Raw genomic sequence first — 19,764 nt, forward strand, 5'->3', positions numbered from 1 at the left:
CAACTACTACCCGGCCGGAGCGCTGCGGCGGCCGGGTAGTGGAAAACGGCCCAGGAGGACGGGGCGGGTAGTACTTGCCGGCGGGTGGATGAAAGTGTTGCCAGGTGTGTCCTACATGGTGACACTTCTATCCATGACTGTGTCGTTGGACGAGCTGCCCGACACCTTCACCACGGCGACCGCCTGCGGGCGGGGGATGCACCACCGCGACCTGTACCGGCTCCGGGACAGCGGGGCGGTGGTGGAGCTCTCCCGCGGGGTGTTCCGAAAAGCCGACTCGGAACAGGCGTCCCTGCCGGACCTGCTGGCCGTGGCCTACCGGGTTCCCGGTGCGATCACCTGCTGCCTGTCCGCCGCCGCTGTGCACGAGTTGACCGATGAGATCCCATTGACGACGCAGATCGCGGTACCGCGCCACCAGCGGCCGCCGCGCATCGACCACCCCCCGACGCAGGTGTTCCGGTTCGCCGAGGCCACCTTCGAACTCGGTGTGGGAACCGTCGAGGCGGCCCCTGGTGAGTACGTCCGCGTCTACAACCCGGCGAGGACCGTGGTGGACCTGATGAGACTGCGCCACCGGCACGGCGAGCCGGTGGCGCTGACCGCGCTGCGCCGCTACGTCCGGCGCGCTGATGCCCGTCCGGGGCTGGTGCTCGACATCGCCCGCGCACTCGACGTGTTCGGGCCGGTCAGGAACGCGCTGGACGCGCTGATCGCCGAGTGAACCGCCCGACGAAGGCCACGCCCGGCGGGCGCGCTTACCTGGAGCTGCGGAACCGGGCACGCCGCGAGCGCCGCACCACGCAGGAACTGCTGGTCCTGTACGTCCTGGAGCGCTGGCTGGCCAGGCTCACCGAGTCGCCGCACGCGGGAGAACTCGTCCTCAAAGGGGGGATGCTGCTGGCCGCCCTCGGTGCCCGACGCCCGACCGCTGACGCGGATCTGCTGGCCCAGCGGCTGACCAACGACGAAGCGGCGGTGGCCGAACTCGTCGTCGCCGTGGCCCGGACGACCCTCGACCCGGATGACGGGGTGGAATACCTGCCCGACACCGTCACCACGCGGAGCATCCGGGAGGACGACCTCTACGCCGGGGTCCGGGTGGCGATGGACTGCCTGCTGTCCGGCGCGCGGGTGAAGCTGAGGTTGGACGTCAACTTCGGTGATCCGGTGACCCCCGAGCCCGAAATCGTCGCGCTGCCCTCGCAGCGACCGGGCGAACCGGCTGTCCGGGTGCTGGGTTACCCGGTCGAAACCGTGCTCGCCGAGAAGCTGAGCACGGCCATCGCGCTCGGCAACGCCAACACGCGCGTCCGCGACTTCGCGGACGTCTTCGTGCTGACCGGTAGACATCGCCTGGAGCATGAGGAGGCCCGCGCAGCGCTGGTCGCGACCACGGCGCACCGCGGGGTGGAAATCCGACCGCTCTCCGAGGTGACGGGTTCTCTGCCGGTCCTGCGGCAGACCGCTTACCGGGCGTTCCGAGCGCGCCTCGGTGAGGACGGACAGCACCTGCCCGCCGACTTCGCCGAAGTCGTCGCCGCGGTGAGCGGTTTCGCCGACCGGCTCGCCGACGACATCGGCGCGACGTGGTGCCCTGTCGAGAGGGCGTGGCGCTGAGGTCTGCTCCGCTGTCGAGCCGGGAAAACGCCTGCTACCACTCGTCCGGGTGATCGTCTGGGCCCGACACCCTGTCACCATCAGGTGATATGGCAACCCGCAAACCGAGGGTCACGGACTGGCGGCTGGTGGTGCAGTCGCGGTTGGACCGCGTCCGCGCCGACCTGGCCGCCCTGGGCCCGCCGGACCCGCTGGACCCGGAGAGCCAGCAGTGGCGCGCGGTGGCCGAGCAGGCCGCCGCCGTGGTGGAGGAGATGATCACCCACGACGAGCCGCGCTGGCGGGCCATCGCGTCGTGGTGGTCCGGCTGGCACATCGAACGCGCCTGGCGCGCCCTGCACGAAGCGGAGATCGCCGTGGTGGCCGCGGGCAGCGGCTTCCTGGGCAGGCTGCCCGGCCTGCGGGCCAGGGTCGCCGAGCAGCTCGACGCCGAGGACCCGCGCCGCCGGGCGCTGGAGGAGCTGCGGCCCGGCGAGTACCCGCTCAGCGTCGAGCGCGAGCTGGTCGTCGACGCGCTGCGGGCCGCGTTCGACCAGTCCGACTTCGCCCACGCGGGCTCAAGGGCGCTGCGCAACAAGCTGATCGCCGCGTCGGTGGTGCTGTTCGTGGTCAACACGGTCCTGGGCGTGGTCGGGCTGGTCCGGCCGGGACTGGTGCCGATGTGCGTGGGCTCCGAGCGGCTGCCCACGGTCTGCCCGTCCGGCCGCGCCCCCAGCGGCGCCGACGTGTGGCTGATCCAGGTCCTCGGCGCGTTCGGGGCCGTGCTGTCCGCGGTCGTGCTGCTGCTGCGCCGCAGGCCGAGCCTGTCGCCGTACATCATGATCGGCTACCAGGCCGCGATCAAAGTGCTGCTCGGCGCGGCACTGGCCGTGGTCGGCATCCTGGCGCTGGGCGCGGGCGTGACCACCGGCCTGATCGGCGTCGCCTCGCAGGCCGCGCTGCTGCTGTGGGCGGTCATCCTCGGCTACTCGCAGCAGGTCGCCACCCGCCTGCTCGACAGCTACGCCGACCGGGTCCTCGACCAGGCCAGACCCCTGCCCAGGTGACCTGACCGCGCGAGTTGAGCGTCCAGGCACCGCGAACCGAGCGTTCGGGGCTAGCGGCGGGAGCGCAGGGTGTCGATGACGCCGGTGTCCCAGCGGTGGGTGCGGATCAGGCGGTAGCGCTCGCCCGCGACCCACAGGTACGCCTCGGTCTCGGTGCGCTCGCCCACCAGGTCGGCCTGCCGCAGCATGGCCACCACCGGCACGTACTCCTCCTCGTACCAGCGCCGCGCCACGGTCGCCCGGTCCAGGAACGCGCCCTCGTCCTGCATCAGGCGGAAGCCCCACGCCTCGACGTGCTCGCCGAGCGCCGCGTAGTCCCACGGCTCGGACAGCACCACCGCCGCCCGCGCCTGGCCGGTCAGCGGCACCCGCTCCAGGAACAGCCGCCGGTAGTCCTTGACGATGAGGTCACCGCGGTGGCGGATGCCGTGCGCGGTGATCCGGGTCACCACCTCGGTGACGTAGGCGTCGATCACCTCAAGGCCCAGCGCGTGCGCCACCGACACCCGGTGGTGCCCGTCCTGGACGAAGTGCAGGTCGCCGACCCGGTAGACGTCGATCGGCGGGATCGGCTCGCCGCGCCGCTGCGCCGCGGCCAGGCGCTGCCACCGCTCGCGCACCCGCGCCGAGGTCGGCCGGAACCGGCGGTCGAAGTCGCGGGTGCGGTCCACGCTGCCCACGATCGAGTCCAGCCGGATCGTGCGCAGCCCCAGCCGCCGCTCGCTGAGCATCCCCAGCGCCTCGACCACCTCGTGGAACGGCAGCGTGATGTTGACGTCGTCGGGTTCGCGGCGCAGCCACGCGGCCAGGCGCGACAGCACCTGGTTGCGGCGCGCCCGCTGGAAGTCGTTCTCCGCGTCGATGCGCGGGAACCCGGTGTCACGGCGCACGGCCCACCTCCTCCCGTCCGGGGATGTCGATCACCTTGTAGCCGACCACGTTCACCACCCGCGTGCCGCCGAGCACCCGGTCGGGTTTGCGCTCGCCGTGCGGGTGGATGTGGCCGTGCAGCAGCAACGGCGGGCGCAGCCGCCGCACGGCGTCGTGCAGGCACTCGAACCCGCGGTGCGGCGCGTCGGGCTCGTCACCGCAGCCCCTGGGCGGCGAGTGGGTCAGCAGCACGTCCACGCCGCGCCCGTCGCGCAGCCCGCGCCACCGCGCCAGCCGCAGCACCCGGCGCAGCCTGCGCGCCTGCTGCCGCTCGGTCCACTGGTTGGGCCCGTCGTTGTACCGGATGGACCCGCCCAGCCCGGCGATGCGCAGCCCGGCCACGTCGACCACCCGCTGGTCGGCGTTGACCGCGCCCGCCGGCCCCGGCCACCGCGCGGGCAGCCCGGCCTTGGTCCACAGCCCGCGCACGTTGGCGTAGCCGGACAGGTCCACGTCGTGGTTGCCGGGCACGAACACGCACGGCCGGTCCAGCGCGCCGGAGAGGAACTCCAGGTAGTCGAACGGCAGGTCGCCCGCCGCCAGCACCAGGTCGACCCGGTGCCTGCGCACCTGGTCGCTCCACAACTGCTCCACCACCTCGTCCGACACCGCGAGCACCCTGGGCACCCACCGAGCCTATGCGCTGTCCCGCGGCTCGGCCGTGCGCGGGTGAAATGCGCCTCTCCCCGGTGCCGCACAAGGGAAATCCGGCTAGCGTCGGGCCCGTGCTCGCCGACTTATTCCTCGACGCCGCCCGCCCCTGCCGCGAGGCCAGCCCGCTGACCCACACCCTGCTGGTCGCCGCCGCCCGCGACCTGGCGAGCGGCGGGGTGACCGCGCGGGTGATGGCGGGCGCCGAGCGCGACCGCCGGGGCACCGTGCCGGGGCTGCGGTTCGCGGGCGCGCTGCACCGCCTGGTGCTGCAGGGCCGCGCCCCCGGCCTGGCCGAGCACTACCCGTCGGTCGGCGGCACGCCGAGGCTGGACCGGTTGTGGCGGGACGCGGTGCCGGTGCTGGAGGAGCACGCGGACGAGCTGCGCGCGATGATCTCCACCACGGTGGTGCAGACCAACGAGCCTGGCCGCAGCGGTCCGCTGTTCGGCGGGCTGCACGTGGCCACCCGGCTGGCCGCGGACGCGGCGGGCAGGCGTACGCCGTTCCCGGTGCGGCTGCTGGAGGTCGGCGCCAGCGGCGGGCTGAACCTGCGCCCGCACCGGATCGCCTACCGGGTGGGGGACCGGGTGCTCGGCGACCGGGACAGCCCGTTCGAGCTGGACCCCGGCTGGACCGGGCGGCCGGACGTGGACCTGGAGCACGACCTGCGCGTGGTGCGCCGGGCGGGCTGCGACCTCAACCCGGTCGACGTGACCACCGAGGACGGCAGGCTGCACCTGCTGTCGTTCGTGTGGGCCGACCAGGTGCAGCGGCTGGCGCGGCTGCGGGCGGCGCTGGACCTGGCGCTGGCGGACCGGGTGCCGGTGCGCCGGGCGACCGGGCCGGAGTGGCTGGCCCAGCAGCTGCGCACCCCGGAGCGCGGCGTGCTGACCGTGGTGTGGCACTCGGTGGTCTGGCAGTACGCCTCGCCCGCCGACCGCGCCGCGGGCCGGGCGGTGCTGGCGGGCGCGGCGGCCCGCGCCACGCCGACCGCCCCGCTGGCGCTGCTGGTCTACGAGCCGCGGCGCAGCCACGACCCGGACGACCCGTGGGAGTTCCAGCTGCTGCTCAAGCTCTGGCCCGCGGACGTGTCGCTGCGGCTGGGCTCGGGCGCCGGGCACGGCGTGCCCTTCGCGTGGGACGTGCGGCCCTGGACCTGACGCGGGCGGCCGCCTCGGCCGCTACGGCTGGGAGGCGATGATCAGCGTCACCGTGACCAGCCAGCCGAGCAGGAAGGTGAGGATCCAGAAGCGCAGGTTGGTGAGGTATCTGGTCATGGTCGGGTGTCCCGTCGGGTCGGGGTGGGCGGGGGGCTACAGCCAGCGGTTCCGACGGAATATTCGGTACAGCGTCAGGCAGGCCACCAGGATCACCGCGATCACCATGGGGTAGCCGAACTTCCAGCGCAGCTCCGGCATGTTGTCGAAGTTCATGCCGTACACGCCGACCACCATGGTGGGCACGGAGATGATCGCCACCCAGGCGGAGATCTTGCGCATGTCCGAGTTCTGCTGGAGCGTGATCTTGGCCAGCACCGCGTCCACCAGCGTGGTCAGCAGCTCGTCGAAGCTGAGGACCCGCTCGGAGACCTCGGTGAGGTGGTCGTCGACGTCGCGGAAGTACGAGCGCACCTGCTCGGGGATCAGCGGCGTGTACCCCTCGGCCAGCCTGCGCAGCGGCACCGCCAGCGGCATCACCGCCCGGCGCAGCTCCAGCACCTCGCGCTTCATCAGGTAGATCTGGTCGGCGCTGATCCCGCTGCGCGGCGCGAAGACCAGCGTTTCCATCTGGTCGATGTCGTCCTCGATGTGGTCGGTCACGTCGAGGTAGTTGTCCACCACGTGGTCGGCGATCGAGTGCAGCACCGCGGCCGGGCCCATCCGCATCCGCTCCGGGTCGGCCTCCAGCTCGCGCCGCACGGCGGCCAGCCCGGAGTGGTTGCCGTGCCGCACGGTGACCACGAAGTCGCGGCCGAGGAAGACCATGATCTCGCCGCTCTCGACGATCTCGTTGGCCGTGTCGGGCGAGGCGTTCTGGATGTAGCGCACGGTCTTGAACACCATGAACAGCGTGTCGTCGTAGCGCTCCAGCTTGGGCCGCTGGTGGGCGTGCACGGCGTCCTCGACGGCCAGCTCGTGCAGGCCGAAGGTCTCCGCGACGCCCTGGATCTGCTCCTCGTCGGGCTCGTGCAGGCCGATCCACACGAAGCCCTCGCCGCGCTTGCGCACCTCGTTGACCGCGTCGGTGTGCGACCAGCGGCCGGCCAGGCGACTGCCGTCGACGTAGACGCCGCAGTCGACCACGTACGCCGACAGCGGCACCGGGACGGGCGCGGGCGTGCGGAGGCGGTCGGTCGAGCGGCCTCTCAGGCCGCCGAGCGAGGGCAGGCTGGGCACGGGTCCTCCAGACGGGGGCGTCGGTTTCCAGGCGAAACGACGGCACGTCCCCGACCGGGTACCACTGGGCCTAGCTGATCAAAGCCGACCCGCCGACGAGGACGCGCGAGGTACTCGCAGGATGGGGGTCGTTGCTCATCGCCCTCACCTCCTCGGGTCGGTGGTCCGGCGGTGGAGTCGCTCACAGACCGGTTGCCTAGGGTACTCCTGCCCCGTTCACACTGTGCGTCCCGGTCGGGGTGATCCCCGATCACCACACAGCCAACGGAGGCGCGCGGTGCAGTTCGGGCGGTACTACGAGGAGTTCGAGGTCGGCGCGGTCTACAAGCACTGGCCCGGCAAGACGGTGACCGAGTACGACGACCACCTGTTCTGCCTGCTGACCATGAACCACCACCCGCTGCACCTGGACGCGCACTACGCGGCCGAGACCACCGAGTTCGGCAAGAACGTGGTGGTCGGCAACTACGTCTACTCCCTGCTGCTGGGCATGTCGGTGCCCGACGTCTCGGGCAAGGCGATCGCCAACCTGGAGGTCGAGTCGCTGCGGCACGTGAAGCCGACCTTCCACGGCGACACCATCTACGGTGAGACCGAGGTGCTGGACAAGACCCCGTCGAAGTCCAAGGACGACCGGGGCGTGGTCTACGTCGAGACCCGCGGCTACAAGCAGGACGGCACGGTCGTCTGCGTGTTCCGCCGCAAGGTGATGGTGCCCAAGCGGGCCTACGGGGCCGCGCGCGGCGGCGAGCAGCCGGGCAGGCCCGAGCCCGAGGAGTGATGTGACCCCGTTGGACGTGGTGCGCCGCCGGTTGGCCTGGTTCGCCGAGCGCGAGGCGGCGGGGGTGTCGCCGCTCTACGAGCACCTCGGCCGCGGCGCGGCGGACGACCCGGAGGTGGCGGGCCTGCTCACCGCCGCCGAGGAGCGGTTCGCGCACGGCACGCTGCTGCTGGCGGCGGCGCACCGGCTGGTGCAGGCCGAGCCGTTCCACCCGCTGTCGAGCTACTACCCCTCGCTGGGCGGCACCCACGGGGTGGACGAGCGCACCTGGCCGCTGTTCCGGGAGTTCGTGCTGGAGCGGGCGGACCGGATGCGCGCGCTGATCGCGAGCCGCACCACGCAGACCAACGAGGTGCGCCGCGCCGCGCTGGTCTACCCGGCGGTGGCGGCGGTGAACGCGGCGGTCCGGGGACCGGTGGGGCTGCTGGAGGTCGGCTGCTCGGCGGGGCTGCTGCTCAACCTGGACAAGTACGGCTACCGGTACCAGACCGAGCAGGCGGGCCAGCTGGCCGCCGGGCCCGCGAAGGCGGCGGTGGGCCTGCACTGCGCGCTGGAGCTGGCGCCCGGCGCGCGGCTGCCCAAGCTGCCCAAGTCGGTCAAGGTCGCCGCCAAGGTCGGCCTGGACCGCGCGCCCGCGGACCTGGCCGACGAGGACACCTACGCCTGGCTGGAGGCGTGCGTCTGGGCGGACCAGCCGGAGCGGTTGCGGCTGTTCGGGGTGGCGGCGGCGGTGCAGCGCAAGTCCCCGCCGGAGTTCGTCGTCGGCGACGCGGTGGCGGACCTGGGGCGGGCCGCGGCGCGGGTGCCCGACGAGCTGCCGCTGGTGGTGCTGACCAGCAGCGTGCTGGCCTACCTGGAGGGGGAGCGGTTCGTCGCGGCGCTGGCCGGGCTGGGCAGGCCGGTGTGGTGGATCAGCCACGAGGGGTTCGCCAACGGCCTGGTGCACGTGCTGCCCGACCGCGAGGACCTGCGGCCCGGTCCGGGCGGGGGCACCTTCGGCGTGCTGGGCCTGGTCCGCTTCGAGGGCGGCGAGGTGGTGCGGGCGCAGGCGCTGGCGAGGACCGCGCTGCACGGCCAGCGCCTCGTGTGGCTGCCGGAGACCCCTTGAAACGCGCGCCGAACGCACACCCGATCGGGCGAAGTTGATCGGCGCGGCCCCCTGGAAGGTCGCGCTCGGGCCGGATTGTGGCCAAGATCGCAGTAGCCGTCGGGCGCGCGTTCGGGGGCTCGTCGCCCGCTCGGGGGCCACCGGATCGCACCTGGCAGGGGTGGTCGTTCGCGCCGTGGGCGGCCGGGAGCCGGTTGGTGGGCACACGGCCGTAGTGGTCTAGAACAATCACGCAGAGTGGTCGTTCGCGCGATCCCGACCGCCGCCTCGCCTGGTCACCGGCGGTCCCGGCGACCGTTCGGCCGACGGGGGTGGGGCGGGGTCCCTCACCTGGAGGATTGCGGCTGTCTACGCGGAGTGATCACTGGTGCGGGGTCCGGTCGACACCGCCGACCCGGCGAACCGGGAATCGATTGCCAAGCGTCACGATCGCGGAGAGTAGCCACACCGGTTCGGCGGTGCAGTCCGCTGACCCAAGTGCGGTACAAAGCTCCCAACGTGCCGTGGAGTGCGGTACAACGGTTTTCACTGGCGCCAAACGGGTGCGGGTAGCGAACGGGGATGATCGCCGTGAATCTGAAGAAGATTCTCACTTTCGCCGGGGTCGGCTTGCTCCTGTTCTTCCTCATCGCCGAGCCGCAGCAGGCGGCTCTGGTGGTGCAGAACATCCTGAACACGCTGAGGGAAGCCGCCGAGGCGCTGATCACCTTCGTGAAACAATTGTTCTGAGTCGCCCGGCTCCTCCCCCACGGCGAGAGGTCGAAGGCATGTTCGCACCACGAGACCCAGACGAGTACCTCCTGCCCACGGAGCGTCGGGTCATCCGGGTACGCAGGCACTGGAGCACCCTGCTCGGTGATCTTCTGGAGGCGCTGGCCCTGATGGCGGGCGCCATGATGATCTCCTACCTGCTGCCGGACAACATGGGGCTGATCCAGAACATCCTCTGGTACGCCTCGCTGTTCGTGGTGCTCCGGCTGGCCTACTTCGTCATGGAGTGGTGGGTGGAGCGGATCGTGGTCACCGACAAGAGGTTCATGATCTCCTCGGGGGTCTTCGAGACCAAGGTCGCCATGATGCCGATCAGCAAGGTCACCGACCTCACCTACGAGCGCTCGGTGCTGGGACGCATGTTCGGCTTCGGCACCCTGGTCGTCGAGTCGGCGGGTCAGATCCAGGCGTTGAACCGGATCGAGTACCTGCCCAACCCCGAGGAGGTCTACGACGCGATCTCCGAGTTGACCTTCGGCGACAAGAAGGCGCAGGCCGAGCGCTTCTCGATGATCAAGGCTCAGCGGGCGGCCCGCGGGAAGAAGATGGTCCCGTAGGTCAGACTGGTCGGGTGCGCATCGACCTGCACACCCACTCGACCGAGTCCGACGGCACCGACACCCCCGCCGCGCTGGTGGCGGCGGCCTCCGCCGCCGGCCTGCACGCGATCGCGATCACCGATCACGACACCGCGGCGGGCTGGTCCGAGGCCGCTGCCGCGCTGCCCGCCGGGCTGCGCCTGGTGCGAGGCGCGGAGCTGTCCTGCGCGTCGGACGACGGTCGGGGCCGGGTGATCACCGTCCACCTGCTGGCCTACCTGCACGACCCGACCTCGCCCGCCCTGGTCGAGGAGCAGCTGCGGCTGCGCCTGGAGCGCAGGCAGCGGCTGCGCCGGATGGCCGTGCGCATGGTGGAGGACGGCTTCCCGATCGACCCGGACGAGCTGATGGCCTCGATGCCCGAGGACGCCCCCGCCGGTCGCCCCCACCTGGCCATGGCGCTGATCAGGGCGGGCGTGGTGGACAGCGTGGACGAGGCGTTCGCCAAGTACCTGACCGGCGGCCGCTACTACGTGCCGCGCACCGACACCCCGGTGGCCCGCGCCATCGAGATGATCCGCGACGCGGGCGGGGTGACCGTGCTGGCGCACCCCTTCGCCCGCTCGCGGGGGCCCGTCGTCACCGAGCAGGTCGTGGCGGACCTGGCGGCGCTCGGCCTGGCGGGCGTGGAGGTCGACCACCCCGACCACGACGCGCCCACCCGCGACCGGCTGCGCGGCCTGGCCAAGGAGCTGGGGCTGCTGGTCACCGGGTCCAGCGACTACCACGGCACCAACAAGACCGTCCGGCTCGGCGCGGAGACCACGTCACCGGAGGTGCTCGACGCCATCGCCGACCGCGCCACCGGCTGCAAGGTCCTGGTCGGCTGACCGCGCTGCCCGGCGGGGCGGGGCGGTGGAGGGCTGTCGGTCCCTGTCGGTAGCGTGGTGCCGTGCAGGAGCAGCTCGGGTTCGACTTCGGCGCGCAGCCGCGCAAGCTGGTCCGGGTCACCCCGGCCAAGCTGGCCACGTGGACGGACTGCCCGCGCCGCTTCCGCATGGCCTACCTGGACCGCCCCACCCCGCCGCGCGGCGGGGCCTGGGCGCACAGCACGCTGGGCGCGGTGGTGCACAACGCCCTCAAGGCGCTGTTCGACCTGCCCGCCGACCGGCGCAGCCCCGAGCAGGCGGTGGCGCTGCTGCACCGGCAGTGGAAGGACGACGGCTTCCGCGACGCCGAGCAGGCGGCCCGCTACCGCGACCGCGCGGTGGTCTGGGTGCGCGACTACGTCGCCGAGCTCGACACCTCGGTCGACCCGATCGGCGTCGAGCGCTGGGTGTCCACCCCCACCTCGAAGATCGTCGCCGAGGGCCGGGTGGACCGCATCGACCTGCGCGACGGCGAGCTGGTCATCGTGGACTACAAGACCGGCAGGCACGCGCTGACGGTGGACGACGCGCGGGGCTCGCAAGCGCTTGCCCTGTACGCGCTGGCGGCGCGGCGGACGCTGCGCAAGCCCTGCCACCGGGTGGAGCTGCACCACCTGCCGACCGGCGAGGTCGCGGTCTGGGAGCACACCGAGGAGAGCCTGGGCAGGCACGTCGCCCGCGCCGAGGAAGCCGCCGACGAGCTGGCGCTGGCCGGGGACACCCTGGCGGCGGGCGGCGACCGCGACGTGCTGTTCCCACCGCGCACCGGCAGGCGGTGCGGGTGGTGCGACTTCCGGCGCAGCTGCCCGGAGGGGCAGCAGGCCGCGCCCGCGCTGGAGCCGTGGGCGCTGCTGGCACCATGACCGCCCGCCAGTAGCTTGCCCGCACCGTAGGGGGAGATCCGTGACGACAGTGGAGACCGACCTGCCGGAGCCCCGGCTGGCCAGGGTCTGGCGGGGCCTCAGCGGCGCCTTCGCCGCGGGCCTGGTGCTGCTGGCGCTGGTGATGATCGGCGTGCAGGTCTACGCGGGCACCAGGGACCTGCCCGGCCCCGGCCTGGACGTGGTGCTGGGGCACGTGCTGGCCGCCGTGATCGCGGTGGTCGCGCAGCTGCTGGCCGACCGCAGGAGGGGCTGGCCCGCGGCGGCGCTGAGCCTGCTGGTGGTCGTGGCGGGCGCGGTGGCGCTGTGGCTGTTCTGGTGGGCTTAGCCCCCGGCAGGTCTCACTGCTCCAGCCAGGTCCGCCAGGTCGGCAGCAGGGTGCCCAGCAGCGCCTCCGGGGCCTCGGTGTTCGGCGAGTGCAGCACGCCGGGCAGCACGGCGAAGTCGGCGTCCAGCCGCTCGGCCATGTCCCGCTGGCTGGCCGCCGACCAGGCGTCGTCCAGCTCCCCGCACACCACCAGGCACGGCACGCCCGCGGCGTGCAGCGCCCGGCCCAGCTTGGCCACCAGGTCCGGCTCCGCGCGCAGCGCAGCGCCCATGCCCAGCAGGCCCTCGGGCGTCGAGCGCAGGAACCGCTCCCGGTAGAAGTCCTTCAGCCGCTGCGGCATCGCCGCCCACCGCGGGTTGTGCGCGAGCCGGGCCTCGTTGATCCGCTGCGCCTCTTCCAGGCCCTTGTCCCGCATGGCCAGCTCGCCCTGGTCCAGCGCGGTGCGCCGCAGCCCCGGCGGCAGCTCGGAGGGCCCCGACGCCATCAGCGTCAGCCCGGACACCGGCGCGCCCGCCAGCACCGCGCCCCGCGCCACCAGCCCGCCGTAGGAGTGGCCCAGCAGCAGCACCCGCCTGCCGTCCGAGGCCAGCTTCTCCACCAGCTCCGCCAGCGCCGCGCCCAGCGGGGCCGGGTGGTAGTCCTGCTCCCGCGCGGGCCCGGCCGACTCGTACTGGCCGGGCAGGTCGATGGCGACGGCCTCCAGCCCCGCCTCGGCGATCGGGTCCAGCAGGGGCGCGAAGTCCTCCTTGGAGCCGGTGTAGCCGGGCACGAGCAGAGCCGTGGCCCCGAGGTCGGGGCCGGTCGCGGGCGCGCGCAGGGCCGCGACCGGGCCGTGCCTGCCGGGCAGGTCGACGCGCTGGGCGTGGTGCGGGCTGAGCTGGGAGTGCACGGCAGCAGTCTGCCTCACCGCAGCGCGACCAGCTCGGACCCCCGCTGCTCCAGCACCAGCGGCCCTTCGGTGGCCATCTCCACCACGCCGTCGTACCCGCCCCGGTCCACCGCGATGGTGCCGATCTCCGCGCCGTTGACCTGGTCGAGCACCTTCAGCCCGGCGGGCACCGGCACCAGCAGCCTGCCCGCCAGCGTGGTGCCCGAGCCGAGGGTGCCCTCGGCGGTCCACACCGGGTTCAGCTCCACCGGGTTGAGCGCGACCGTGCGCGACCCGGTGAACCAGTACACGTTCGCGGTGCTGGTCGTGGTGGTCACCACCCGGCCGGGCGGGTCGCCCGCCAGCTCCTCGGCCGAGATCGGCACCGGGTACTCGCTGATCAGGCCGCCGGTGTCGGCGTCGAACACGACCAGCTTGCCCGGCAGCGCCACGGCGACCCGGTTGGCGGTCACCGCGATCACCCGCGCGCCCTTGGCGCCGACCACCACGCTGGCCAGCACCTGGGGCTCGTCGGACTTCTCCGGGTTGGGCTTGAGCACGGTCAGCCGGTCGGCGGTGTCCATCGCGTAGCAGCGCTCGATCACCGCGACCTTGCCGCCGGTGACCGCGAAGGAGCCGTAGTCGCAGCCGGTGCGGGGCTGCTTGTTGGGGTTGACGATCGCGCGCAGCTCGCCGTACTCCAGCGACCGCACCAGGTCGTCGCGGCGGTAGACCTCGAAGTACTCGCCGCCGGTGGTCACCACGTGCGAGCCCTCGTCGAGCAGCCGGGTGCCCATCTCGGCGTCGCCGTTGCGCTGGGGGCCGCGCCTGCCCGAGGCCGCGTCCAGCGTGGTGATCTCCGAGCAGTTGGTGCCCTTGTGGTAGACGGTGAAGACCCGGCCCCACGCGCTGCTGACCGTGCACAGCGGCAGGTCGCGCTGGTAGCGCCAGCGCACCTCGCCGCTGGCCGCGTCCCGCCCCAGCACCTCGCCGCCGTCGGCGGTGACCACCACGGAGTCCAGCGCGACCGGGGTCCGGGTGGCGCCGCTGGGTGCCCGCCACACCTCGCCCAGGGTGGGCGGCAGCACGGTGGCGGGCGGCAGCGGGGTGATCGTGCTCGGCCCGACCTGGGAGATCGTGCCGCGGGCGTCGCTGGTCCGCCAGACCAGGAAGCCCGCCACCAGCACGGCGACCACCAGCAGGGCGACCGCGGCGAAGTCGCGCCGGGTCCGCCACGAGCGGGCGGGCGGAGGGGGGTCGTCCTGCGGAGCGGCAGGCTCCAGCACGTCCTCCCCCAGCACGTCCCCCTCCAGCACTGCCCGCCCGTTCGACTCCGCCTGCTCCGGCTGGCTCACTGCCCGGCTCCCGCTGCTCGCCCGATGTCGTCGGTCAGTCTGCCGAGGGGGTCGCCTCGGCGGAACCACCAGGTTCCCCGGAGACCCGGCGACGCCTGCGCCGCCGGGGCCGCTCGGCCTCGCCCGCCGGGGCGTCGGAGGACCCCGAGGGCACCTGCGCGGGCTCGGCCCGCTGCTCCTGCTGCTCGGCCGCCTCGCCGGCCGCGCCCGAGACCACGCCGCCTCGGCTGCGCCGCCTGCGCCGGGGCCGGGTGGCGCGCTCCTCGCCGGACTCGCCGGACTGGCCGGACTGGCCGGACTGGCCGGGCGCGCTGGAGGCCGCCTCGCCCTCGCCGGAGGACGAGCCGCGCCCGCCGCGCCGCCGCTTGCGGGACTTGCGGTCGTCGTCGAGCTTCTCCTCCGGCTCGGCGCCCAGGCCCGCGCGGGTGCGCATGCCCAGCGGCAGCCTGCCCGTCGAGCCCGCCGGGATGCCCAGGTCGGCGAACAGGTGGTCGGAGGTCGAGTAGGTCTCCACCGGCTCGGGCTTGTCCAGCCCCAGCGCGTCGCTGATGGACTTCCAGCGCGCCGCCTCGTCCCAGTCGACCAGGGTGATCGCCACGCCGGTGCGGCCCGCGCGACCGGTGCGGCCGATGCGGTGGACGTAGGTCTTCTCGTCCTCGGGGCACTGGTAGTTGATCACGTGCGTGACGCCCTCGACGTCGATGCCGCGCGCGGCCACGTCGGTGGCCACCAGCACGTCGATCTTGCCGGAGCGGAACGCGCGCAGCGCCTGCTCGCGGGCGCCCTGGCCCAGGTCGCCGTGCACCGCGGCGGCCGCGAACCCGCGCTCGACCAGGTCGTCGGCGACCTTCTGGGCGGTGCGCTTGGTGCGGGTGAAGATCATCGACAGGCCCCGGTCGCGGGCCTGGAGGGCGCGCGCCAGCAGCTCGGTCTTGTCCAGCGCGTGCGCCCGGTAGACGAACTGCTCGGTGCGCTCGTGCACCGCGCCCGCGTCGTTCTCCTCGGCGCGCACGTGCGTGGGCTGGTTGAGGAAGGTGCGGGCCAGCGTGATGATCGGGCCGGGCATGGTGGCCGAGAACAGCATGGTCTGCCGCTGCTCGGGGACCATCCGCAGGATGCGCTCGATGTCGGGCAGGAAGCCCAGGTCGAGCATCTCGTCGGCCTCGTCCAGCACCAGGTTGCGGACCTTGCCCAGCACCAGGTGGCGCTGCTCGGCCAGGTCGAGCAGCCTGCCGGGGGTGCCCACGACCACGTCCACGCCCTTGCGCAGGGCGGCGATCTGCGGCTCGTAGGGACGTCCGCCGTAGATGGCCAGCACGCGCACGCCCATGTGCTTGGCGGCGTCGGTCAGGTCGTGGGTGACCTGCAGGCACAGCTCGCGGGTGGGCACCACGACCAGCGCCTGCGGCGTGCCGTCGCCGGGGGTGGTCAGCCGCTGCAGCAGCGGGATGCCGAAGCCCAGGGTCTTGCCGGTGCCGGTGCGCGCCTGGCCGATCACGTCGTCGCCCGCCAGCGCCAGCGGCAGCGTCAGCTCCTGGATGGCGAAGGTGCGCTCGATGCCCGCCTCGGCCAGCGCGTGCACGATCTCCTCGCGCACGCCCAGCTCGGCGAAGGTCGGGGCCAGCGGGCTGACCGGGGCGTCCGCCACCAGCGGTCGGGAGGTGTCCTCGTCGGGGACTCCGGCCTCGCTGTGCTCCAGGGCCACCGGGTCCAGGTCTTGTTCGTTCGTCGCGGTCAGGATGATCGCCTCTCTCGTACCAGCGCGCACGGCCTGTACGGGCCGCTCGACCGCGTCCGCCTCGCGGTCCGCGAAGGGGACCGGGCGTGGCGCGGGAGGGCTTGCGAGGTTTGTGCGCGCACCCTCACCAGGCGGCACGGTGCCGCCGTGATCGCCCGTCGGCACCGCCGCGAATCCCCGTCGGGGCCGCGCGGCGTCGAGCGCCGGGCTTGTCGAAGTGCCAGTCTACCCGGTGACTAGGCCGTTCGGACCGGAACGAGCCGGGCTCGGGCGCGGCGGTGCGGACATGCCCACCGACTAGGCTCGGTCGCATGAGCGAGGTGGAGGCGGCACAGGCGGTGGGCACCGGCGAGATCCCGGAGGGGGTCGTCGACCTGCTCGGCGCGCTGGCGTACGGCGAGCTGTCGGCCTTCGACCGGATGGCCGAGGACGCGCGGACCGCGCCGACGCTGGCCGGGCGCGCCGCGCTGTCGGCCATGGCGGCGGCGGAGATCGGGCACTACGCGCTGTTGGAGCGCCACCTGGCCGACCACGGCCGCTCGGTGGAGCGGGCGATGGCGCCGTTCGTCGCGGGCTTCGACAACTTCCACGCCTCCACCGCGCCCAAGACGTGGGCGGAGTCGCTGGTCAAGGCCTACGTCGGCGACGGGCTGGCGGCGGACTTCTACCGCGAGGTCGCCGAGTGGCTCGACGAGCCGACCAGGGAGCTGGTGCTGGCCGTGCTGGCCGACACCGGCCACTCCGCGTTCGCCGAGCGCGAAGTCCGGGCGGCCTGCGACGCCGACCCGAAGCTGCGCGACCGGCTCGTCCTGTGGGGCCGCAGGCTGCTGGGTGAGGCGTTGACGCAGGCCCAGTACGTGGTGGCGGAGCGGGACGGGCTGGCCGAGCTGATCGTGCGCGGCTCGGGCGACCTGGCGGGCATCGCGGCGCTGTTCCGGCGGCTGCAGCAGAGCCACACGCGGCGCATGACGGCCCTCGGGCTCGGCTAGGGTTGGTTCCGACAGTTGTCTGACGGCCGCCGTTCGGCGGCGTCATCAACGCGCACGGAGGTCAGCGTGGAGGTCAGGGTCGGCGTCGCGGACAGCCCGCGGGAGCTCGTGGTGTCCAGCGGTCTCACCCCCGACGAGGTGGAGTCGCTGGTCGCGGCCGCGTTGAAGGACGGCAGCGGGCAGCTCACGCTGGTCGACCAGAAGGGCGCCCGGTTCGTGGTGCCCACGGCGCGCATCGCCTACGTGGAGATCGGCCCGAGCGACTCGCGTCGGGTCGGCTTCGTCGCGGGCGCCTGAGAGCGACCGCCCGGACGGGGGAGTGGCATCCCCCGTCCGGACAAGCTCAGCCGATGGCGGACGGCGTCACGTCCGCTCCCCGTTCACCAGCCGCAACCGCGGCTCCTCGGAGAATCCCCCGGTCAGCGGCGCGTCGGGGTCGAGTTCCACGCCCGCGGAGCGCAGCAGCCCGTCGAGGGCGTGCCAGATGATCGTGGTCAGGTAGTCGCTCAGGCTCGCCCGCGTCATGGACTGGCGGTCCAGCCACCAGTCGCCCGCGTTCTGCACCATGCCGACCAGCGCGTGCGCCCACGGCTCGGCGCCGCCGGAGTCCAGGCCGAACGCGCGCAGGTAGTCGCCGAGCAGCCGGGCCAGCGCGGCGGCGATCATCGCCTTGTCCTCGCCGACCACGTCCTGCTCGACCGGGCGGTCGGTGAACGAGCCGCGCACCACGAACCGGTACAGGTTCGGGTGCTCCTCGATGACCGACAGGTAGGCGTCCACGATCCGGCTGATCCGCAGCCGGATCGGGCCGTCCTGGGCCAGCGCGGGGCCGAGCCGGTCCATCAGCATCTCGGTGCCCCGCTGCCCGACCGCCAGGTACAGGTCGGACTTGTCCGCGAAGTGGCGGTACAGCACCGGCTTGCTGACCCCGGCCTCGTGGGCGATCTCGTCCATGCCGACGTCGGGGCCGTGCGCGGCCACCGCGCGGATGGTGGCCTCCACGAACTCCGCCCGCCGCGCCTCGCGGTGGCCCTTCCAGCGCTCCCGGCGCGCGTCGGTCCCGCCCGCACCCTTGACAGCTCGCCCCATGTGACGAACGCTACCAGAAGTAACCGTTACCTTGAGTAGTAGTAACTCGTTCGAGGGGGCATGGAGTTCCGGTTCACCACCGCCGACGGCACCGCGCTGCGCGTCGTCGACACCGGCCCGCGCGACGCGGGGACGACCACCGTACTGCTGCACGGCTGGACGCTCGACCACACGTCGTGGGACCTGGTCGCGGCCGGGCTGCCGGGCCGGGTGCTGCGCTACGACCACCGCGGCCACGGCGCTTCCGCGCCCGCGCCCCCCGGCTCGGCGACCATCGCCCAGTGCGCCGACGACCTGGCCGAGCTGCTCGCCGACCGGGTGCCCTCGGGGCGGGTGCTGCTGGCCGGGCACTCCATGGGCGGCATGACGGTCATGGCGCTGGCCGAGCGGCACCCCGAGCTGCTGGACCGCGTCGCCGGGGTGGTGCTGGTGGCCACCTCCTGCGGCGAGCTGGCGGGCGGCACCCTGGGCCTGCCCGGCGCCGTCGCCCGCGCCGTCCTGGCAGGCGAGAAGGCGGCGAACCGCCGCATCGCCGAGCTCCGACGACCGCACCTGATGCGCCGCCCCGGCCTGGCCCGCCCCGGACTGCGCTGGCTCCTGTTCGGCCGCGACGCGGACCGGCGGCACGTGGCGCGCACCGCCGCCATGGTGGGCCGCTGCCACCCCGCGAGCATGGTGGCCTTCCGCGACTCCCTCGACGAGCACGACCGCCGCAAGGCGCTGGCCGAACTGGCGGGCATCCCCTGCGTCGTCCTGGCGGGCACCGAGGACCGCCTCACCCCGCTGGCCCACGCCCGGGTCCTAGCCGACGAACTCCCCCACGCCGAACTGGCGATCTACCCCGGCGCGGGCCACATGCTCCCCCTGGAACGCCCCGCAGCCGTCACCACCCACATCACCCGCCTGCTGCCGAGCTGACCCTCCACGCGACGGCCCCGAGGCCCTCACTCCACACGACGGCCTCGGTGACCCCCACGCGAAACGCGTGCCGATGGGCCGACTTCCAGGCGGCCGAGCCCGACCCGGCGAAGCCGGGTCAATGCTGCAACGGAAAGCCGCCGCCGATGCCGCGCCAGGCGAGGTTGGAGATCAGGGAGACGGCGTCCTCCTTGCTCAGCTTGCGGTCGTCGGCCAGCCAGGCGCGGGCGGTGACCTGGCTCAACCCGACCAGGCCGACCGCGAGCAGGCGGGCGCGGTGCTCGTCGAGGCCCGCGTCGACGGTGATCGTCTCGGTGATGGCGTCCACGCTGTCGGTGGTCGCCCGCTCCACGGCCTGCGCCACGGCGGGCTCGCCGCGCAGGTCGGATTCGAACACCATGCGGAACGCCTGGCCTTCGCCGTCGACGAAGTCGTAGAAGGCGGCGACGGCGGCTTTGACCCGCTGCTTGTTGTCGGTGGTGGACGCCAGCGCGTCGCGCACCCGGCCGACCAGTTCGTCCACGTGGGACTCCAGCAGCGCCATGTAGAGTTCCAGCTTGCCGGGGAAGTGCTGGTAGAGCACCGGCTTGCTGACGCCCGCGCGCTCGGCGATCTCGTCCATCGCGGCGGCGTGGTAACCGTTGTTCACGAACACGTCCTGCGCCGCGGCCAGCAACTGGGCACGTCGGGCGGTGCGTGGCAGCCGAACACCCCGTCCTGCCGCCGTGCCCTGGTGCCCGACCGCGGTCTGGGCCGTCTCCGTCATGGTGCCTCCAGCCAACCGATCATCGCGGAACCGGTTAGGGGATGCCCCGCCGGCTCGT

Annotated in this window: 22 protein-coding genes; 14 read left to right on the forward strand and 8 right to left on the reverse strand. The window is 73.2% G+C overall.

Annotated elements, in window-relative coordinates; translation table 11 throughout:
• Positions 1–133: 133 nt before the first annotated feature.
• The 3 genes from JOF41_RS35500 to JOF41_RS35510 all read left to right on the forward strand — a co-directional run bounded on the left by JOF41_RS35500 (position 134) and on the right by JOF41_RS35510 (position 2,666).
• On the forward strand, positions 134–724 hold the full coding sequence (locus JOF41_RS35500) for a type IV toxin-antitoxin system AbiEi family antitoxin domain-containing protein (RefSeq protein ID WP_189224493.1): 591 nt from the start codon (positions 134–136) through the stop codon (positions 722–724).
• Entirely contained in the window at positions 721–1,620 is a 900-nt protein-coding gene (locus JOF41_RS35505; protein ID WP_209623920.1) for a nucleotidyl transferase AbiEii/AbiGii toxin family protein, read from the forward strand. Before JOF41_RS35500 ends, JOF41_RS35505 begins: the two co-directional genes overlap by 4 nt.
• An 89-nt stretch (positions 1,621–1,709) precedes the next feature.
• Positions 1,710–2,666, forward strand: a complete 957-nt coding sequence (locus JOF41_RS35510) for a hypothetical protein (RefSeq protein WP_189224495.1) — start codon at positions 1,710–1,712, stop codon at positions 2,664–2,666.
• A gap of 50 nt (positions 2,667–2,716) precedes the next feature.
• Here the strand turns inward: JOF41_RS35510 and JOF41_RS35515 are convergent, their stop codons facing one another.
• Together JOF41_RS35515 and JOF41_RS35520 are read right to left on the reverse strand one after the other, a co-directional pair.
• The gene (locus tag JOF41_RS35515; protein WP_189224496.1) at positions 2,717–3,556 is read right to left on the reverse strand and encodes a ParB N-terminal domain-containing protein; all 840 of its coding nucleotides are present in this window, start codon (positions 3,554–3,556) and stop codon (positions 2,717–2,719) included.
• Positions 3,546–4,223, reverse strand: coding sequence for a metallophosphoesterase family protein (locus tag JOF41_RS35520; RefSeq protein ID WP_189224497.1), 678 nt, complete (start codon positions 4,221–4,223; stop codon positions 3,546–3,548). Before JOF41_RS35520 ends, JOF41_RS35515 begins: the two co-directional genes overlap by 11 nt.
• 98 nt (positions 4,224–4,321) lie before the next feature.
• Here JOF41_RS35520 and JOF41_RS35525 point away from each other — a divergent pair, with 98 nt between their 5' ends.
• The gene (locus JOF41_RS35525) at positions 4,322–5,410 is read left to right on the forward strand and encodes a DUF2332 domain-containing protein (RefSeq protein ID WP_189224498.1); all 1,089 of its coding nucleotides are present in this window, start codon (positions 4,322–4,324) and stop codon (positions 5,408–5,410) included.
• A 153-nt stretch (positions 5,411–5,563) separates the two neighbouring features.
• Here JOF41_RS35525 and corA read toward each other — a convergent pair whose 3' ends face one another.
• The gene (gene corA / locus JOF41_RS35530; protein ID WP_189224499.1) at positions 5,564–6,646 is read right to left on the reverse strand and encodes a magnesium/cobalt transporter CorA; all 1,083 of its coding nucleotides are present in this window, start codon (positions 6,644–6,646) and stop codon (positions 5,564–5,566) included.
• 277 nt (positions 6,647–6,923) lie between these two features.
• On the opposite strand from corA, the gene JOF41_RS35535 reads away from it, so the two are divergent.
• From JOF41_RS35535 to JOF41_RS35565, 7 genes are all read left to right on the forward strand, one after another.
• Positions 6,924–7,427: a MaoC family dehydratase gene (locus tag JOF41_RS35535; protein ID WP_189224500.1), complete on the forward strand. Its 504-nt coding sequence runs from the start codon at positions 6,924–6,926 to the stop codon at positions 7,425–7,427.
• Position 7,428: 1 nt separating this feature from the next.
• Positions 7,429–8,535 (forward strand): DUF2332 domain-containing protein, encoded by a 1,107-nt coding sequence (locus JOF41_RS35540; RefSeq protein ID WP_189224501.1) that lies wholly within the window; start codon positions 7,429–7,431, stop codon positions 8,533–8,535.
• 570 nt (positions 8,536–9,105) lie between these two features.
• Positions 9,106–9,264, forward strand: coding sequence for a hypothetical protein (locus tag JOF41_RS35545; protein ID WP_189224502.1), 159 nt, complete (start codon positions 9,106–9,108; stop codon positions 9,262–9,264).
• Positions 9,265–9,302: 38 nt separating this feature from the next.
• Complete coding sequence (locus tag JOF41_RS35550; RefSeq protein WP_189224503.1) at positions 9,303–9,863, forward strand: PH domain-containing protein; 561 nt, start codon at positions 9,303–9,305, stop codon at positions 9,861–9,863.
• Between the two features lie 14 nt (positions 9,864–9,877).
• The gene (locus JOF41_RS35555) at positions 9,878–10,735 is read left to right on the forward strand and encodes a PHP domain-containing protein (RefSeq protein WP_189224504.1); all 858 of its coding nucleotides are present in this window, start codon (positions 9,878–9,880) and stop codon (positions 10,733–10,735) included.
• A gap of 62 nt (positions 10,736–10,797) precedes the next feature.
• The gene (locus JOF41_RS35560; protein WP_189224505.1) at positions 10,798–11,637 is read left to right on the forward strand and encodes a RecB family exonuclease; all 840 of its coding nucleotides are present in this window, start codon (positions 10,798–10,800) and stop codon (positions 11,635–11,637) included.
• 40 nt (positions 11,638–11,677) lie between these two features.
• The gene (locus JOF41_RS35565) at positions 11,678–11,983 is read left to right on the forward strand and encodes a hypothetical protein (RefSeq protein WP_189224506.1); all 306 of its coding nucleotides are present in this window, start codon (positions 11,678–11,680) and stop codon (positions 11,981–11,983) included.
• 13 nt (positions 11,984–11,996) lie between these two features.
• Here JOF41_RS35565 and JOF41_RS35570 read toward each other — a convergent pair whose 3' ends face one another.
• From JOF41_RS35570 to JOF41_RS35580, 3 genes are read right to left on the reverse strand one after another with little or no spacing between them, the layout of a single operon-like run.
• Entirely contained in the window at positions 11,997–12,872 is an 876-nt protein-coding gene (locus tag JOF41_RS35570) for an alpha/beta fold hydrolase (protein WP_189224507.1), read from the reverse strand.
• A 14-nt stretch (positions 12,873–12,886) separates the two neighbouring features.
• On the reverse strand, positions 12,887–14,206 hold the full coding sequence (locus JOF41_RS35575) for an Rv3212 family protein (protein ID WP_209623921.1): 1,320 nt from the start codon (positions 14,204–14,206) through the stop codon (positions 12,887–12,889).
• Between the two features lie 34 nt (positions 14,207–14,240).
• Positions 14,241–15,911: a DEAD/DEAH box helicase gene (locus JOF41_RS35580; protein ID WP_209624657.1), complete on the reverse strand. Its 1,671-nt coding sequence runs from the start codon at positions 15,909–15,911 to the stop codon at positions 14,241–14,243.
• A 344-nt stretch (positions 15,912–16,255) separates the two neighbouring features.
• On the opposite strand from JOF41_RS35580, the gene JOF41_RS35585 reads away from it, so the two are divergent.
• Positions 16,256–16,933, forward strand: a complete 678-nt coding sequence (locus JOF41_RS35585) for a ferritin-like fold-containing protein (RefSeq protein WP_189224509.1) — start codon at positions 16,256–16,258, stop codon at positions 16,931–16,933.
• Between the two features lie 66 nt (positions 16,934–16,999).
• Positions 17,000–17,230, forward strand: coding sequence for a DUF3107 domain-containing protein (locus JOF41_RS35590; RefSeq protein WP_189224510.1), 231 nt, complete (start codon positions 17,000–17,002; stop codon positions 17,228–17,230).
• Between the two features lie 66 nt (positions 17,231–17,296).
• On the opposite strand, the gene JOF41_RS35595 is transcribed toward JOF41_RS35590, so the two are convergent.
• A complete protein-coding gene (locus tag JOF41_RS35595) occupies positions 17,297–18,022 on the reverse strand; it encodes a TetR/AcrR family transcriptional regulator (protein ID WP_189224511.1) in 726 nt (241 codons plus the stop codon).
• A 60-nt stretch (positions 18,023–18,082) separates the two neighbouring features.
• Here JOF41_RS35595 and JOF41_RS35600 point away from each other — a divergent pair, with 60 nt between their 5' ends.
• Entirely contained in the window at positions 18,083–18,940 is an 858-nt protein-coding gene (locus JOF41_RS35600; RefSeq protein WP_209623922.1) for an alpha/beta fold hydrolase, read from the forward strand.
• A gap of 118 nt (positions 18,941–19,058) precedes the next feature.
• Here the strand turns inward: JOF41_RS35600 and JOF41_RS35605 are convergent, their stop codons facing one another.
• Positions 19,059–19,706 carry a TetR/AcrR family transcriptional regulator gene (locus JOF41_RS35605; RefSeq protein ID WP_189224513.1) on the reverse strand — a complete coding sequence of 216 codons (648 nt, stop codon included), beginning with the start codon at positions 19,704–19,706 and terminating at the stop codon, positions 19,059–19,061.
• Positions 19,707–19,764 lie beyond the last annotated feature (58 nt).

Origin of the sequence: Saccharothrix coeruleofusca, from assembly GCF_017876325.1 — a bacterium.
Lineage (GTDB): Bacteria > Actinomycetota > Actinomycetes > Mycobacteriales > Pseudonocardiaceae > Actinosynnema > Actinosynnema coeruleofuscum.